The organism is Sphingobacterium faecale, assembly GCF_016746095.1.
In the GTDB taxonomy this organism is placed as follows: domain Bacteria; phylum Bacteroidota; class Bacteroidia; order Sphingobacteriales; family Sphingobacteriaceae; genus Sphingobacterium; species Sphingobacterium faecale.
Genome location: NZ_JAERTY010000003.1, coordinates 94,262 through 109,648, shown reverse-complemented (window position 1 = coordinate 109,648; position 15,387 = coordinate 94,262). Strand labels below are relative to the sequence as shown.

The following is a 15,387-nucleotide window of genomic DNA, read 5'->3' as shown; positions in this document are numbered from 1 at the left end:
TACGGAGATGAATAAATATATAAATATCATACTTGCCCTGGCTTTTCTATCTGTCGGCACGCAGCTGTCGGCCCAGGTCTTGGATCCTTCCTTTGCTTATAAAAATATCGATTATGCTACGTTTGTAAGTTTGGTCGGAAAGAATAACCTAGCTTATTCGGCAGAGAAGTTTAATGTCGATATTGCAGAGGCTGAAATTCTACAGGCCCGGGTTTTTCCAGATCCTGAATTGTCGTTTGAAGCTTCTGATAATGGGCAACGACGGATGAAGATGGGATATGGTTTTGCTTCTGAGTTATCTTGGACTGTTGAGCTTGGCGGTAAACGCCATGCTCGAATGGATGTCGCCAAAGGACAGGTACAGCTTACGCAATTGCTGTTGGAAGATTATTTTAGGAATCTACGGGCTGACGCCACATTGGCTTATCTAACAGCCCTGCAAAATAAGATGCTATTGGATGTACAGCAAACTTCCTACGAACAGATGAAGAAACTATCCGAGGCGGATAGCATCCGCTATGGGCTGGGGAGTATTTCACAGGTAGATGCACGGCAGTCCAAACTGGAGGCCTCTACAATGTTGAATGAGGTATTTGCTGCAGAAGCGGAATGGAAAAGCTCTTTAGCTGATTTGTCGACACTTCTTGGTGATGACCAAATTGATTTTCTTTGGAATCCTACCGGTGATCTGAAGGGCCTGGGGCGTGATTTTGTATTAAGTGAACTAATCGGCGACGCAAAGGTGAATAGAGCAGATTTACAGGCTGCGCTACAGCAGAAGAACCTTTCTTCAAGTTTATTAAAACTGGCTAAAGCGAATAGGGCAATAGATCTGGGACTTTCCTTAGGTATGGATTATGCCTCGTATGTGAATAATGTTATAGCGCCTACTCCTTCAATGACTACTGTAAAGGTCGGTGTCAGTGTACCTCTCAAATTTTCCAATAAGCATCCCGCAGAGGTCCGGTCTGCTCAATGGGGAATTTTGCAGGCAGAGAAAGAACATAAACAAACTACTTTAGTTATCCAAAGCGAAGTGACACAAGCTTACCACGGTTATCGGGCCGCTCAAAAGCAGGTCGCACAATTTGAAACCGGTCTGTTAACAGATGCACAAGCTATTTTGGATGGTAAAATCTACAGTTATCAACGTGGCGAGAGTTCTTTGTTGGAATTGCTAGATGCACAGCGGACCTATATTGAAGTACAGCAGAACTATTATGTAACGCGGTATAATTGCGCAGTTGCATTGGTTGAATTGGAGCGTGCAGTGGGAATTTGGGATATTAATTTTTAAAAGATTATTGGTTATGAACGTGACAAGAAATATACTTTTCCTTGGGCTAGTTAGTTTGTTATTGGGCCAGAAGGCGGTGGTTGCACAGGTTGCAACAAGATATGAGGATGTCGATTCTATTGCAGTTTTTGCGGATGATATCTTGGCGGTAGGCAAGGTGTCGTGGGGCTTGAAAGCTGGCGTAAATTATACTAATCTACATGGTAAGGATATAGATTATTTATTTTCCAATGATGAGTCTGCTTATAAAGTAGGTTTTCAGGCCGGAGTATTTGTTCGGACAACATTGAATAAGCGGTTTGCATTGGGGCATGAGCTTATGTTTAGCCAGCGGAAATTTGGGGTATCTCTTGCTGATGATGGAGGAGACTATAGTTCAAGAATTGCTATGCAGTCTATTGTCCTTACGCCCATTAATTTGAATTATGCGGTCGGTCCGGTACGTGTCTATGCAGGACCTTATGTCAGTACCTTGTTGCATGCGGATATCCAACGTAAAGAGGAAGATGGTACTTGGTTTAAGGATAAGCAGATTTATGGAAGTGCTGGAGATGATGAATCGGAGAATAAGTATTTGCAGAAGATGGAAATGGGATTTAATGGTGGGATAGCTTGGCAACTGAATCGTCGTTTTTTGTTGGGACTTAATTATATGCAGGGATTATCGAGTATGTTCCAATATGCTAGTAGTTACGATGTTGGTGATTCTAAAGATCGTATACGGATATATAATCGGGGCTTTTCTTTTTCCTTGGCTTATACACTTTAGAAAATGGAATCAACTGCGGTAGGATAGATCGCTGAAAATATTTAAAAAGGAATGCTTTATCCTACAGAATGCCTATCATGTTGTTTTGGAAATGATGTATTTTTGAAAGTTGTAGTTGATGATGATTTGAAAAAGGATACAGTGCAATGAATAACAATATGAAAGATAAAGCAGAGAAACATTGGTCAAAGGTAGAATATCTACATGAGGTAGTTACAAATTGTAATATCCACGTTAGAGGGACAAAAAGTTACTATAGTAACGCCTGGACAGGTTCGTTTGAAGAAAGTGTGGTACGTTATTTATATGGTGATCAGTACAGTGTCGCCAACTGGGAACCTATCTGGGATATTGATCAATTGTATATTGGCGATTATGTATGCATAGGTGCCGAGGTGCTTATCTTAATGGGAGGGAATAATACCCATCGTACAGATTGGTTCAGTTTGTATCCTTTTGCGGAATCGATTTTGGAATCTTATAAGCAGAAGGGAGATACCCGTATTGATGACGGAGCCTGGCTTGGTATTCGTTCCATTATTATGCCTGGTGTTCATATCGGTGAAGGAGCTGTAGTTGCCGCAGCTGCTGTAGTAACCAAAGACGTGCCTCCGTATGCGATAGTAGGTGGAAATCCGGCGAAGGTTATTGGGTATCGTTTTGAGAAGGATGTCGTTGAGGAACTGCTGGCTCTTCGTATGTATGAATGGTCTAGTGCTAAGTTTGATGCACTTCGCCCTTATCTGACCTCGGCAGATATATCAGAACTACATAGACAGGTTCAGGCTTATGAGGCTAGTAGTGTACTTTCTAAAGACTAATATATGAATATCAGAAAAGCAGAATTGACTGATCTTTCCGCACTCGATGCGCTTTACCTTTCGTTGTTCAAGCAGATGGCGGTTTATGAACCGAACTATATGAATGCTGCTAGACAGGATGAAACTTTTATAAAGAAAATTATTGCAGGTGAAGACAATTTTATTGGCTTTGTGTATGAAAAGGAAGGGATTGTGTGTGGCTTGGCTGTCGCTCAGATACAATCCACTGACCCTTATAATTGTTTGAAGCCTCTGAGATCTGTGTATCTTATGGATATTATTGTAGCGGAGGGGATGCAAGGTAAGGGGATTGGGAAGTTGCTTCTTGAACAGGTCAAAGATTGGGGGAAATTTAATCAGGTGGATTATTTTGAACTTACTGTTTTGACAGGCAATATTGCTGCAATAGCTCTTTATCAACGAGAGGGCCTTATTCCGTTCAGTATGTCTATGCGTATGATGCTGTAATATACTGTTGGCTATCCACCTAAAAAACTACGTTTAGACAAACGTAGTTTTTTTATTTCCTGATCTATGATTACTTTTAGGCTTCGTGGAATGTTTAACTATTTTGAATGAATCCCATTATTCAGCAGTTTAAAAGATATGGTTTTCTCAGTTCAGAGGCGGAAACAGCTATTGAGGGGAGAACCAAGCACTTTTTTAAGAAGAAGCATGATCATTTTCTGAAATCAGGACAGGTATTGTCAAGTTATTTTGTTTTGGAAAAGGGCTTGATCCGGGCTTACTTTTATCGTGATGGCAAGGAGGTGAATACTTGGTTTGGTGAAGAGAATCAGATCTTCGGTTCTATACTCCCTGTGTATACGAATCGGCCTTCTTTTGAGAATATACAGTTTTTAGAGGATTCTGAGATATATGCTATTTCTGTAGAGGATCTAAATGAATTGTATCGGATGTATCCCGAATTAAACCTCATCGGGCGTAAGATAGCTGAAGAGGTTTGTGTGATTTTAGAAGAACGTAGTATTTCGCTCCATATCGAATCTGCTTCCGAACGATACCAGTCATTGATCCGCTTGCAACCTAGACTGCTAAGTCGTATCAACCTCGGACATATTGCTTCTTATCTAGGCATCACTCAGGAGACATTGAGCCGAATCCGAAGATATTAGTTGATTTTGATATACATCAAAAAATGTTGCCTTTTTGGACTCTATTTTTGTGGTGTATAATTTAACTATTTGAAAATGAATTGGATTGCATTGATTGCTGCGGGTATTTTTGAGATTGGTTGGCCTCTGGGGTTAAAAATGGCTCAAAGTGGAGAAGGTAATAAGGTCGGATGGATACTGTTGGCTATAGTGTCTATGGCGATTAGTGGAAGTTTATTGTTCTATGCTCAAAAAGCTATTCCAATAGGTACTGCTTATGCGGTATGGACAGGATTAGGGGCCGTAGGGACATTATTGGTTGGAATCACATTTTTTGGAGATTCTGCTAGTGTTTTTCGATTGCTTTCTGCGGTGTTGATTGTCGCGGGAATCGTTGGCTTGAAAGTTTTTTAATAACCATAAAAAACGCCTATAGCGGGGAGCTACAGGCGTTCTTAACTAACCAATTATTAACCTAAATTATGAATACACAAATATAAGCCAGAAATCTGATTTGAAGTGTTAAGGCTTTGTTAATGTTTGTTTTGTTTCATTGTTGTTACATAGTATTTAATTTGGATATAAGAGGGTAGGTTGAAATTATATTTATGTTTCCCTGTGTTTTTAACCTTTTAAACCACTGATTATACTTCCTGCTATTACGCTTAGAACAATAAGCGTAATGATAATATACATCGTATCTTTTTCGATAATAAATCCAACTAATGATCCGATCACGCGAACAATGGGGGTACAGATAAGAAGTAAAACGCCTAGTTGTATTATCTGTGGTACATTGATCTGCATGACACCCGCTATTATCCCTGATAAGGTGGTGTTAGCATTTGTTTCTGCGATAAATTTGGTATAGTCGGGTAAAGGATCTTTTCCATGTACCGTTAAATAAAGTACACCGCCTATTATTAGGGTAACGGATGCCAATAAAACTCCAATACGGAGAATCTGCCCTACTAAGAGCGATATATCTTTATCATTCCAATAATGTTTTGAGAATACTTGTTTCATATATGTTTTAGTTATTCGAATACTATTTGTTTATAGTATGGATGAATCCGTCTGTTTATTTGATGAGCCTACAGTTCGGTGGATTTAAAACTTGTTTTGGACACCATTATAGATCATCTGTAATGCGACTAGTGTGATAGCTACGGCAAATATCAAACGTAATGTTTTTGGATTCATTTTTTTTAGAAGTTTTGAACCTGTTATAGCTCCGCAGAGTACGCCTAGTATGACAGGGAAAGCAATTCCTGGGTCCATATAACCTCTCTGTAGGTATACGACTGCCGATGCTGCTGCGGTCACGCCAATCATGAAGTTACTTGTCGTTGTACTTACTTTAAAGGGGATTTTCATTAGTCCGTCCATTGCCAGTACCTTTAGAGATCCTGATCCTATACCGAGTAGTCCGGATAGTACTCCAGCTACACCCATCAGAGAGAACCCTCCGACTATGTTTGTAAGTTTGTAAGGTACTTTTTGACCATCTACAGGATAGGTGCTATTAAGTTTTAGTTTTTCGGCTAGTGGAGAGCCTCCCGCTAAAGCGTGTTCGTTTTTCTTACGCAATGTCATGATTGCAGAGAAAATAAGTACTACCCCAAAAATTATTGCGATGGTATTTGTCGGCATGTATATGGCAATCAGTGCGCCTACGACAGCTCCTATGGTAGTCGCTATTTCTAAAAACATTCCCAATCTTATGTTGGTAATTCCCTCTTTTACATAAGCTGTGGCCGCACCTGAGGATGTAGCAATGGAAGCTAGTAAGGCTGCGCCTATGGCATAACGTATGTCAACATGAAACAGTAGGGTAAGGAGTGGAATAACGACGACGCCTCCACCCAACCCCGTGAGCGAGCCAAGTAATCCAGCAATGAAGGTCCCGAGGAATAAAATCAGTGTAAAAGTAAGTATTGTCATATTTATCGTTTTATGGGATTCGATAGCTTATGTGCTATAAAACTAAGTGGTCCTAAAGTCGAGGTAAACTTAGTGGGTTTTTATTGTTTTTAAAACAAAGGCAGTAGAATAAATACAATTGTTACATGCCTAGTGTATAAGAATCCGATAAGATGTTTGATTTCCTTGATTTTTTAGAACGGGAAGAAGTAAGCTTGTGCGATTCGATTTTACTACTTGGAGAGTTTCCTAAAATAGGCTATCTTTGCCGTTGATTTTTTAAGTAATGTCTGTCATGTCGTTTCTTTCCGTATAATTACCATATCGCAATTTTACACGCCACGCCTAGGGGTGGCGAGACCATACTGTTATCTTTTGTCGAGCAATAAGGTATAGGATCTCCGATTCGATATGGACCCACTCAATTTTTTATAATATATTTTTTTAACTGTCCATCTACAACGTTTATGTTGTGGAGTAGACTATTTATACTAGAATTTGAGATGAATATTTATCCGGAAAACTTTGAAGAGAAGCTGAATTTTGACGCAATCCGTGAACATATAGTTGCGAAATGTCTGAGCCCTTTGGGGGAGGAATTGGTTTTTGCTATGTCTTTTTCGTCGGATTACGAAGCAGTCACAACATATCTTGCACAAACCCATGAATTTGTGCAAATCATTCAATCCAAGATGGATTTTCCTACTGCTTACTTTTTGGATATGCGCCATATACTGATTAGCGTAGAAAGGGACTTGTCTACCTGGCTATCGGCAGAAGAAGTAGGAGATTTAGTGAATTCTTTGGAAACAATTACATCGATTGTCGACTTTTTTGTTTTACCGACAAGAGGGGCTGTTTATCCTGAGCTTAAGAAACTAGCAGATAAAGTTGCTGTTTTTCCTACCATCCTTGAGGAGGGCGGGAGACTTCTCGATAAATCTGGCCAGATCAGGGATAATGCTTCCCGTGACCTTGCTACCATCCGCAAGCGTAAAATAGAAGCGGAGAAAGATGTTGCCAGAAGTATGCAGGCAGCACTTCGAAGTGCACAGATTCAGGGGCTTGTGGCTAAAGATGTGCCTATTGATATGCGAGGTGGACACTTTTTAATTCCCGTCAATGCATCTAATAAACGTAAGATTAAAGGGGTGGTACGGGATAGTTCCGGCAGTGGTAAGACTTTTTTTATAGAGCCCGAAACTGTCGTAGAAGCTAATCGCAGGCTGCACGAATTGGAAAACGACGAACGACGGGAGATCGCTCGTCTACTAACGGTTTTTACCAATTTGGTACGAGGAGAACTGATGGCATTAATGCATGCCTACAGTTTTATGGGAGCGATTGACTTTATTCGAGCCAAAGCGCTTTTTGCTATACGTATCAACGGCGTGATGCCATTGATGAAAAATAGACCACACATTTATTGGCACCAGGCCATACATCCTTTGCTGGATATGATGTTGCAGCAAGAGAACAAGCGAGCTGAGCCTTTGGGGATTTCCCTTACGGAAAAACACCGCATTTTGATTATTTCGGGTGTTAATGCTGGAGGTAAATCGCTTTGTCTAAAAACTACGGCTTTATTACAGTACATGCTTCAATGTGGGATTTTAGTCCCTGTTGGTAAGAATGCTGAAGGAGGTATCTTCGAACGCCTATTTTTGGATATTGGGGATGGTCAAAGTCTGGAAAGTAGTTTGAGTACTTATACTTCTCATCTCACGCATATGCGTAACATCTTATCGTATCATGATGATCGAAGCCTTATTCTTATCGATGAGTTTGGCGGTGGAACCGAACCACAGGTTGGTGGTGCTATAGCTGAGACCTTATTGGAACGATTTAACTCGAAAAGAAGTTTTGGGTTGATTACGACACATTTTCAAAATCTAAAACACTTTGCTTATCAAACAGAAGGCGTCAGAAATGCAGCGATGCTGTATGACCTTGTCGGTATGCGTCCTCTTTATAAGCTGGCCATCGGTACTGCTGGAAGTGCTTTCGCTTTTGAAGTAGCACGACGTATAGGTCTACCCGAGGATGTATTATTGGAAGCTTCGCATAAGGTGGCTGATGTAGACCTCGTATTGACGGATCCACTGGAAGGCATGGTTACTGAGGTGGTTCAGGATACTGTGGAGACAGTTGGAGTGCAGATTGGCGAAGAAATTTTGACTGATATTATAATTGTAGATAATGCTTTGAAAAATAATATGATACGGTCGTTAAAGAAGGGAGATAAGGTGCGTGTAAAAGGAAAACAGATCGTGGGTGTCTTAATGGACATACAGGGTAGCTTAGGAAAAGTTGCTTTTGGTGAGCTTCAGAGCAATATCAAGTTGATTCGTCTTGAACTAGCCTCTGATTAGGAACAAAGAGTGTTAGACGACTTTTAGACCATTTATTTAACCCCATTATTTCAGTCCGTAGAAGTTGAAATAATGGGGTTTATGGTATTAAGCAGTGGTCTTTAGTATATTTCTGTAGGTGTATTTGGGGTATATGTGACGTTTCGCAAAACGAGCTGGCGAATCTGCATTGACAAATTTAATATACTCGTTTTTCGGCACACTGAAATATTCGTACTTGCTGCCGTTTAAAAATGTGATCGTCAATATCTGACTTTCCCATTCAAAGTCTACTATTGCTGAGTTTGTTATGGTATCTTGATATATAGGTAGCTGATTACTCAATGTTTCTGGACATATACTTACCAAAAAATGGTAGGCTTCTATCATTTCTTTACTTTTTTCTTCTGCCGCTGCTAGGCCTTCCTGATCATTGGCAAATCGATCCGGATGACATTCCTTCATGATTTGTCGGTAGCGCGCCTTCAATGTGTTAAGGTCAACTTTGCTATCCACGTCCAATAGTCTTCTGTAATCCGCTATTTTTTTCATGGGGCAAAGGTAGTTAATCTCCTGTACTATAGTGTACGGTTTTATCAAAATATAGAAAAGTGCCCTAAAATTCAATGAATACCAAATTATAAGTATATCTAAATCATTTTGTATTAGCTATATTTGGCGCAACCAAATAATGATAATATGAAATTAAAATCTTTACTTTTTATTAGCAGTATTTTTATACTATTCTGTGGTTCTTCCGTTTTCGGACAGCAAACCGATTCTGAACCTAAAAATATGGTCAAATTGAATGTACTTCCATTGGTCAGCGGGAAATTCGCGTTTGAATATGAACGTATGATCAGGGAGCGAATTACTGTAGGAGGAGCTGTCAGTTTTAGGCCGAGCAAGGGGTTGCCTTTTTTGTCTACAGTACGGGATGTCGTTGATAACGATGACTTGAATGAGTTTTTAGAAGGCTTCAAGAGCGGTAATTTTTCTATTACTCCTGAAGCTCGGTTTTATACTTCTAAACGTGGGCCATTTCGTGGATTCTATGTTGCCCCTTATCTAAAGTATACAAACTATTCGTTACGGGCGCCGTTAAACTATGATCTCGAATTGACTGCTGGAGGACAGACATTTAAAGAAAATGGTTCTATACCTGTCAAGGGTAGCCTGAATGCGTATACCGCCGGATTTTCTATAGGGTTTAATTTTCGCTTAACAGATAATTTGCATTTAGATTGGAGGTTGATCGGACCTGGATATGGTTTTGCAAAAGGTACTTTGAGTGGACAGAAGAAACTGAGTGCTGATGAACAACAGCAAGTTAGGCAAGAATTAGATGACATCAAAGATGCTTTATCCGACCTGCCAGTGTCTGTTAAGATGAACTATGAAGTACACGGAGACGGTGTGGATGTGAAAGTTTCGAACAGTCCATGGGCTAGTATTCGTTCAGGATTATCTATCGGCTATCGGTTTTAGTCGTAAATAAGCTAGGGAATCGAGCTTTACTGGAAATAGTAGAGCTCGATTTTTTATGATGTTATCACATGTTGCTACATTCTATAGCAATGTGCGACGTAATTCCTCTTCTGATTTGGCAGATAGATAGGAGAGGGGGATATCCAATACGGTGCGGGCACCCGTCTGTCCTTGTTTAGCCATTTTGCCTACTGCGCGAGCACATGCTACCAATACACTGGCTGTAAACTCAGGATTGCTTTCCAATGTCAGACTAAATTCAATACGTTGCTTGGCTCCACTACCGGACACGCCAGAACGGAATACGATTCCTCCATGCGGCATTGTATTGTGGTTTTTTGTCAACTCTTCTTCACTGATAAAATGGATCGTTGTATCATAGTCAGCAAAGTAATTGGGCATTGTTTTTATCGTTTTTTCAATATACTCTTTATCCGCTCCTTCTTCTGCTACTAGATAACATACACGTTTGTGTTTTTCCGCTGTGGATAGAATAGGATTTTCGCCGGAGCGTACCCTTTCCAGAGCGCTATCAATAGGTATGGTGTATTGTACACCATTTTTGACACCAGCTACTCTTCTTACGGCATCGGAATGTCCCTGGCTCAATCCTTTACCCCAAAAGGTATAGTCTTCACCTTCTGGGAGTACGCTTTGTCCAATCAATCTTGCTAAGGAAAATAAGCCCGGATCCCATCCCGTAGAGATAATGCTCAACGTATTGCTTGCTTTGGTGCAATCATCTACTTTTGCGAAATATTCTGGAATTTTGGCATGCGTGTCAAAGCTGTCGACGGTATTAAATAACTTAGAAACTTCTAATACTTGTTCAGGGAGGTCCGTAGACGAACCGCCACAGAGTATCATTACATCTATTTTGTCCTGATAGTCTGTTATGTAGTCCATCGCGATACCTGGGCCTTCGCAGTGAAGTGTTGCAGGCGGTCTTCTTGTAAATACAGCTATAAGCTCCATATCGGGATTCTGCTTAATTGCTTTTTCTACGCCTTTTCCGAGGTTGCCATACCCCACGATACCTATCCTCAAAATGTCTTTAGCTTTATTGTTCATGTTAAGATTTGAAAAATTAGTGTTTAAGTTTGAGGTAGCGAATCTACAAAAAAAAGAAGGGTCAGTGCGGATTTCAGTTGCTTTAATCTTTATCTAATTTTTCGGGCAGATATTTCCAATATCTTTTGGGTACATGTTGTAGGTGTAGTTTTAGATTTTTTCGGGCTTCTATGTTCGTGCTTTTGAAATAGCTTTGCCATAATTTTGTGTATAGGCTATCTGTCGCATCAACTTCAATATGCTGTCCGGGATGTTGTAATGCCTTTGACTGTTCTTTGGTTATGGTTACTTCGGTTACTGTGTGTAGGTCATAGAGTATACCGTATTGGCGTTTGTTGTCATATATTAACCACGGTTGATCGGCATATCGGTTTTTAAAAAAGGATATGATCAAGGGTAAGACATTAAAGTCAGGCTCCACGATGGAGACGTACATTCCGTTGTTGTCTTTTTGGAATCTGACAAAAGCTTTCATACGATGGCGTTCTCGATTGACTTTTCGTAGTGCCTGGTGGAATCTTAATACCCTTTCGTCACCATAATTTTGAAGGATGGAAATATCGTTTTTAAAACTTTTTATTATCAATTCGAAGATGGTCTGCCGTATTTCGGGGTCTTCGGAAAGAAAGGCTCTCCAAAAGTCCATAGCCTTGTTTTGGGGAAGTATTTTATATAATCCTTGATATACACGGTTTGATTTGGTACTGTCGGAGCTGATGTGTTTGATTTGATCAAACAAGGCTCCTTGTAGCTCAGAATCTAGCGCTAGTTTTACATTATACTCTTTGTATTCAAAAGCGGTGAATACAGCTGTAAGAAGTCCTTGGTAACTGCCGTCGTAACTATAGATCATACTAAAATAAAGATAGTTGTGTTACTGAAGACTGGTTATGAAGTGTGCCCTGTAGAATATGCCTGCGCACATTATCCATTTTTATATCGCCCAAAGTGATCAGGGAGTCTGCACATATCATAAAGTGCCGGGCGCGATTGTAGGCTATGCCCATTTTTTTTAACTGGTACTCGCGGAGTTTTCCAAATTTTCGTGCTTGGATTATTTTCATTGCTGATTGTCTTCCTACACCTGGGATGCGTATAATGGTCCAGTAGTCTGCTGTGTTTATATCGATTGGGAACAGATGGGGGTGACGTAATGCCCAGCTTAATTTAGGATCTATCTCTAGATCTAGATTCTGGAATTCGGGATTTAAAATCTCGTGAATCTTAAATCCGTAGAAACGCATTAACCAATCGGTCTGGTACAATCTGTTTTCTCGAACAAGGGGAGGTTTCGTTCCTATTTGCGGGAGTAGACTATCTGTATTTGCAATCGGAATATATCCGGAGTAGTAGACTCTTTTTAAGTTATAGTTGGTGTAAAAATCGTCGGCCACCTGCATAATCTCATAGTCGTTTTCGGGAGTTGCACCAATTACCATCTGTGTACTTTGTCCTGCCGGAACAAAAGAAGGGATATGTTTGAGACTCTTTTTTTCGTTTTTATATTGTTTTAATTTGTCGTTCACAAAAGCCAACGGTTTTCTAACTGAATCGTGGTCTTTTTCTGGAGCTACTAGTTTTAATCCAGCATCTGTAGGAAGCTCCAGATTGATACTCATCCTGTCTACATATAGCCCGGCTTGCTGTATGAGTTCTTCGCTTGCTCCAGGGATAGTCTTGAGATGTATATATCCATTATAGCGCTCTTCGGTGCGAAGCTTTTTGGCAATACGGAGTAGCCTCTCCATAGTGTAATCTGCATTTTTGAATATGCCGGAACTCAGGAACAGTCCTTCGATGTAATTGCGCCGATAGAAGTTCATTGTTAGTTGTACAACTTCTTCGACAGTAAAAGCTGCCCGTTGAATATCGTTTGAACGTCTACTGACACAGAACGCGCAGTCATAGATACAATGATTGGTCAAAAGTATCTTTAGAAGGGATACACATCGCCCGTCTTCTGTGTAGGTGTGACAAATCCCTGAATAGGAGGCATCACCTATACCTCCTGTATTTTTCCTTTTGGATCCCGATGAACTGCAACTCACATCATATTTTGCGGCATCAGCAAGAATTTTTAGTTTTTCTTCGAGTCTTTCCATAATGCCAAAAATACTAATATTATTAGTATTTTTGATATATTATTTTTTCTTTAATTCTCTCTTATAGCGTTACGCCATCCAATCCCAATATTTTATCCAACGTGCCAGGTTGCGCACGGAATGCCACACCAAAGCGATTCAACGCATTGATAAGAGTAATAATCATCGTCAATTGAGCAATCTCTGCATCAGAGAAATATGCTTTTACCGATTGATATAGGTTGTCGTTCGTGCTTTCTGGGCTAAGGCGTGTCAGAGCTTCTGTCCATAACAGGGCAGCTCTCTCTTTTACTGAAAATAGGTCGGACTCTTGCCAGCCTGTGAGATGTAATAAACGAAGGCGGTTTTCACCATCACGGACAGCTTGTTTAGCATGGATATCGACACAGAATAAGCACCCATTTATCTGGGATGCCCGCAAACGTACCAAATGTATAAGAAGATTGTCTAATGATGAATTGCCTGCTAGGGTATCTAGTTCTATGAGTTTGCTATAGGTCGCAGGAATGAATGAACTGTAGTTTAATCGTTGTGCCATGATCTATTATTTTTTGATATATCAAAGGTACAGTTATGACACGTTTAAAAACTTGAACAGGTTCAAGAAGTGATTTTACGTCTTAATTTACTGACATACTCGGCCGAAAGTCCGAGGTAACTCGCGATGAGGTATTGTGGCACACTGTTTACGAAGTCAGGAAAGGCATCTTTGAACTGAAAATATATATCTTCCTTACTGTAGCTCAATATGTATTTCATGCGAGTTTGATAGGCACCGTAAGCTATCTGATATACTGTTCGAAAGTAAGACTCCATCTTAGGGAAAGCGGCTAGTAATTTTTCTCTTTTTTTAGCGGTAATGCTGTATAATTGGGTGTTTTCTACGGCTTGTATATAAAATTCGGCAGGTTGTTTCCTTTGAAGGGCAAGGTAGTCAGCTAACCACCACTTTTTTAAGCCAAATTGAACCGTGTGCTCTATTCCCTGTGGATCTATAAAGTACATATGAAGGCAACCCGTTATGACGAAATATTCTTTAGGATGCTGTTCGCTTAGATGCATCACAAGGTCTTTTTTACGAAAGACTTCCTGTTCAAAATAGGAAATCATCTCTATAAATTCCTCTTCTTCGACTTTTACAAATTGATTGATATGTTGGAATAACTCTTTTGCCATGATGCAAGATACATCAAAATTGTTTTTGAGGATAAAGAAGATGCTTGCGAGAATTAGTCTTATTTTTGTATGGACAATTGTAGTGTACTAAAAAAACTTATACGATGCATTGGGATGAACAGTTAACAAGATCTTTTGGAACAACTTATCCGATAATACAGGCTCCTATGTTTGGGGTGACGACTCCAGAAATGGTCGCAGCAACAGCATCGGCCGGTTGTTTGGGTTCGTTGGCCTTGGGTGATATGAATGCAGAAGGTGCTGTCAAGATGATCCGAAAGGTTAGGGCGCTAATAGACAAATCTTTTGCTGTTAATATTTTTGCTCACCATATCCCTGCGATTACAGATGTGTTGAGAGAGCAATACCGAGCGACAAAAGCTTTTATTGAAGAGTTGGCTCAGGAGCATGATTTGGATATCCGTATACCGGATCTTTCCGAAATCAAGGTTAATCGTTACCATGAGTTGCTTGATGTTATTTTGGAAGAGGGCTGCAAAATTGTAAGCTTTACTTTTGGAAACTTGGATGACTGTAGTATTGATCGCTTAAAAAAAGAAGGGTGTCTTTTGATTGGTACATGTACCAGTGTAGAAGAAGCTTTGATATTGGAGAAATCTGGTATTGATATTATCTGTGTACAGGGAATTGAAGCAGGTGGGCATCGAGGGAGTTTTGACGATACGGGACTACCTAAGATTGGTGGGTTTTCTCTGCTAGCGCAGGTTTATGATCATGTAAAGGTGCCTTTGGTATATGCTGGAGGACTCTATAAAGGGGAAATGTTGGCTGCCGCTCAAGTGTTGGGAGCTCGTGGATTTCAGGTCGGTAGCATGCTGTGCGCATCTGTTGAAAGTGCACTAATGGATATAGAGAAGGAGCGTTTGATCGCTGCGAGAGAGACAGATATCGTTCTGACGAAGAGCTTTTCGGGAAGATATGCTCGTGGGATTCGGAATACTTTTACGGATGCTATGGATCGTAGTGGATATATACTTCCGTATCCTTATCAGAATAAAATAACAGGTGCTTTACGTCGAGTTGCAAAGGAGCAGGGAAATATTCAGTTTCTAAATATCTGGGCTGGACAATCTTTATCTCATTTTAGTAGTATGTCTACGACAGATATTTTGAGAAAGTTAATTACTGAAGCTTAAAGTTTTAAATAAGTAATTTTGATTGTCTTGGAAAATAGGAACCTTTATTTCAGGAATAGACGTGTTATTTATATTCAGTCTAAAAAAACGAATTTTATTGGATTGAATTTAGTAAAG

General features: G+C 40.1%; 17 protein-coding genes. 9 read left to right on the top strand and 8 right to left on the bottom strand.

Annotation, left to right across the window (positions count from 1 at the left end; genetic code table 11):
* Positions 1-7: 7 nt before the first annotated feature.
* The 6 genes from JKG61_RS06040 to JKG61_RS06015 all read left to right on the top strand — a co-directional run bounded on the left by JKG61_RS06040 (position 8) and on the right by JKG61_RS06015 (position 4,416).
* The gene (locus JKG61_RS06040; protein WP_202102086.1) at positions 8-1,297 is read left to right on the top strand and encodes a TolC family protein; all 1,290 of its coding nucleotides are present in this window, start codon (positions 8-10) and stop codon (positions 1,295-1,297) included.
* A 13-nt stretch (positions 1,298-1,310) separates the two neighbouring features.
* Complete coding sequence (locus tag JKG61_RS06035; protein WP_202102085.1) at positions 1,311-2,066, top strand: porin family protein; 756 nt, start codon at positions 1,311-1,313, stop codon at positions 2,064-2,066.
* Positions 2,067-2,224: 158 nt separating this feature from the next.
* Positions 2,225-2,887, top strand: a complete 663-nt coding sequence (locus tag JKG61_RS23065; protein ID WP_202102084.1) for a CatB-related O-acetyltransferase — start codon at positions 2,225-2,227, stop codon at positions 2,885-2,887.
* 3 nt (positions 2,888-2,890) lie between these two features.
* Positions 2,891-3,355 (top strand): GNAT family N-acetyltransferase, encoded by a 465-nt coding sequence (locus JKG61_RS06025; protein WP_202102083.1) that lies wholly within the window; start codon positions 2,891-2,893, stop codon positions 3,353-3,355.
* 107 nt (positions 3,356-3,462) lie between these two features.
* On the top strand, positions 3,463-4,023 hold the full coding sequence (locus JKG61_RS06020) for a Crp/Fnr family transcriptional regulator (protein ID WP_202102082.1): 561 nt from the start codon (positions 3,463-3,465) through the stop codon (positions 4,021-4,023).
* 75 nt (positions 4,024-4,098) lie between these two features.
* Complete coding sequence (locus JKG61_RS06015; protein WP_202102081.1) at positions 4,099-4,416, top strand: DMT family transporter; 318 nt, start codon at positions 4,099-4,101, stop codon at positions 4,414-4,416.
* A 210-nt stretch (positions 4,417-4,626) separates the two neighbouring features.
* Here the strand turns inward: JKG61_RS06015 and JKG61_RS06010 are convergent, their stop codons facing one another.
* Together JKG61_RS06010 and JKG61_RS06005 are read right to left on the bottom strand one after the other, a co-directional pair.
* A complete protein-coding gene (locus JKG61_RS06010; protein ID WP_202102080.1) occupies positions 4,627-5,028 on the bottom strand; it encodes a DUF1634 domain-containing protein in 402 nt (133 codons plus the stop codon).
* Between the two features lie 84 nt (positions 5,029-5,112).
* Positions 5,113-5,946, bottom strand: a complete 834-nt coding sequence (locus tag JKG61_RS06005) for a sulfite exporter TauE/SafE family protein (protein ID WP_021072221.1) — start codon at positions 5,944-5,946, stop codon at positions 5,113-5,115.
* A 482-nt stretch (positions 5,947-6,428) separates the two neighbouring features.
* On the opposite strand from JKG61_RS06005, the gene JKG61_RS06000 reads away from it, so the two are divergent.
* Positions 6,429-8,297: an endonuclease MutS2 gene (locus tag JKG61_RS06000; RefSeq protein WP_202102079.1), complete on the top strand. Its 1,869-nt coding sequence runs from the start codon at positions 6,429-6,431 to the stop codon at positions 8,295-8,297.
* Between the two features lie 87 nt (positions 8,298-8,384).
* Here JKG61_RS06000 and JKG61_RS05995 read toward each other — a convergent pair whose 3' ends face one another.
* Positions 8,385-8,828 carry a KTSC domain-containing protein gene (locus JKG61_RS05995; protein ID WP_202102078.1) on the bottom strand — a complete coding sequence of 148 codons (444 nt, stop codon included), beginning with the start codon at positions 8,826-8,828 and terminating at the stop codon, positions 8,385-8,387.
* 147 nt (positions 8,829-8,975) lie between these two features.
* Here JKG61_RS05995 and JKG61_RS05990 point away from each other — a divergent pair, with 147 nt between their 5' ends.
* Positions 8,976-9,764 (top strand): DUF3575 domain-containing protein, encoded by a 789-nt coding sequence (locus tag JKG61_RS05990; RefSeq protein ID WP_202102077.1) that lies wholly within the window; start codon positions 8,976-8,978, stop codon positions 9,762-9,764.
* An 81-nt stretch (positions 9,765-9,845) separates the two neighbouring features.
* Here the strand turns inward: JKG61_RS05990 and JKG61_RS05985 are convergent, their stop codons facing one another.
* The 5 genes from JKG61_RS05985 to JKG61_RS05965 all read right to left on the bottom strand — a co-directional run bounded on the left by JKG61_RS05985 (position 9,846) and on the right by JKG61_RS05965 (position 14,113).
* Entirely contained in the window at positions 9,846-10,835 is a 990-nt protein-coding gene (locus tag JKG61_RS05985) for a diaminopimelate dehydrogenase (protein ID WP_202102076.1), read from the bottom strand.
* 82 nt (positions 10,836-10,917) lie between these two features.
* Positions 10,918-11,688, bottom strand: a complete 771-nt coding sequence (locus JKG61_RS05980; protein ID WP_202102075.1) for a TIGR03915 family putative DNA repair protein — start codon at positions 11,686-11,688, stop codon at positions 10,918-10,920.
* A 1-nt stretch (position 11,689) separates the two neighbouring features.
* Positions 11,690-12,940, bottom strand: a complete 1,251-nt coding sequence (locus tag JKG61_RS05975) for a putative DNA modification/repair radical SAM protein (RefSeq protein WP_202102447.1) — start codon at positions 12,938-12,940, stop codon at positions 11,690-11,692.
* A 58-nt stretch (positions 12,941-12,998) separates the two neighbouring features.
* On the bottom strand, positions 12,999-13,475 hold the full coding sequence (locus JKG61_RS05970) for a carboxymuconolactone decarboxylase family protein (protein ID WP_202102074.1): 477 nt from the start codon (positions 13,473-13,475) through the stop codon (positions 12,999-13,001).
* 62 nt (positions 13,476-13,537) lie between these two features.
* Positions 13,538-14,113 (bottom strand): Crp/Fnr family transcriptional regulator, encoded by a 576-nt coding sequence (locus tag JKG61_RS05965; RefSeq protein ID WP_202102073.1) that lies wholly within the window; start codon positions 14,111-14,113, stop codon positions 13,538-13,540.
* Positions 14,114-14,217: 104 nt separating this feature from the next.
* Here JKG61_RS05965 and JKG61_RS05960 point away from each other — a divergent pair, with 104 nt between their 5' ends.
* Complete coding sequence (locus JKG61_RS05960) at positions 14,218-15,270, top strand: NAD(P)H-dependent flavin oxidoreductase (RefSeq protein WP_202102072.1); 1,053 nt, start codon at positions 14,218-14,220, stop codon at positions 15,268-15,270.
* The last annotated feature ends 117 nt before the right edge of the window (positions 15,271-15,387 follow it).

Coding starts and splice junctions, on each gene's coding strand:
- JKG61_RS06040 (WP_202102086.1), top strand. CDS start 8: ATGAATAAATATATAAATATCATACTTGCCCTGGCTTTTCTATCTGTC.
- JKG61_RS06035 (WP_202102085.1), top strand. CDS start 1,311: ATGAACGTGACAAGAAATATACTTTTCCTTGGGCTAGTTAGTTTGTTA.
- JKG61_RS23065 (WP_202102084.1), top strand. CDS start 2,225: ATGAAAGATAAAGCAGAGAAACATTGGTCAAAGGTAGAATATCTACAT.
- JKG61_RS06025 (WP_202102083.1), top strand. CDS start 2,891: ATGAATATCAGAAAAGCAGAATTGACTGATCTTTCCGCACTCGATGCG.
- JKG61_RS06020 (WP_202102082.1), top strand. CDS start 3,463: ATGAATCCCATTATTCAGCAGTTTAAAAGATATGGTTTTCTCAGTTCA.
- JKG61_RS06015 (WP_202102081.1), top strand. CDS start 4,099: ATGAATTGGATTGCATTGATTGCTGCGGGTATTTTTGAGATTGGTTGG.
- JKG61_RS06010 (WP_202102080.1), bottom strand. CDS start 5,028: ATGAAACAAGTATTCTCAAAACATTATTGGAATGATAAAGATATATCG.
- JKG61_RS06005 (WP_021072221.1), bottom strand. CDS start 5,946: ATGACAATACTTACTTTTACACTGATTTTATTCCTCGGGACCTTCATT.
- JKG61_RS06000 (WP_202102079.1), top strand. CDS start 6,429: ATGAATATTTATCCGGAAAACTTTGAAGAGAAGCTGAATTTTGACGCA.
- JKG61_RS05995 (WP_202102078.1), bottom strand. CDS start 8,828: ATGAAAAAAATAGCGGATTACAGAAGACTATTGGACGTGGATAGCAAA.
- JKG61_RS05990 (WP_202102077.1), top strand. CDS start 8,976: ATGAAATTAAAATCTTTACTTTTTATTAGCAGTATTTTTATACTATTC.
- JKG61_RS05985 (WP_202102076.1), bottom strand. CDS start 10,835: ATGAACAATAAAGCTAAAGACATTTTGAGGATAGGTATCGTGGGGTAT.
- JKG61_RS05980 (WP_202102075.1), bottom strand. CDS start 11,688: ATGATCTATAGTTACGACGGCAGTTACCAAGGACTTCTTACAGCTGTA.
- JKG61_RS05970 (WP_202102074.1), bottom strand. CDS start 13,475: ATGGCACAACGATTAAACTACAGTTCATTCATTCCTGCGACCTATAGC.
- JKG61_RS05965 (WP_202102073.1), bottom strand. CDS start 14,113: ATGGCAAAAGAGTTATTCCAACATATCAATCAATTTGTAAAAGTCGAA.
- JKG61_RS05960 (WP_202102072.1), top strand. CDS start 14,218: ATGCATTGGGATGAACAGTTAACAAGATCTTTTGGAACAACTTATCCG.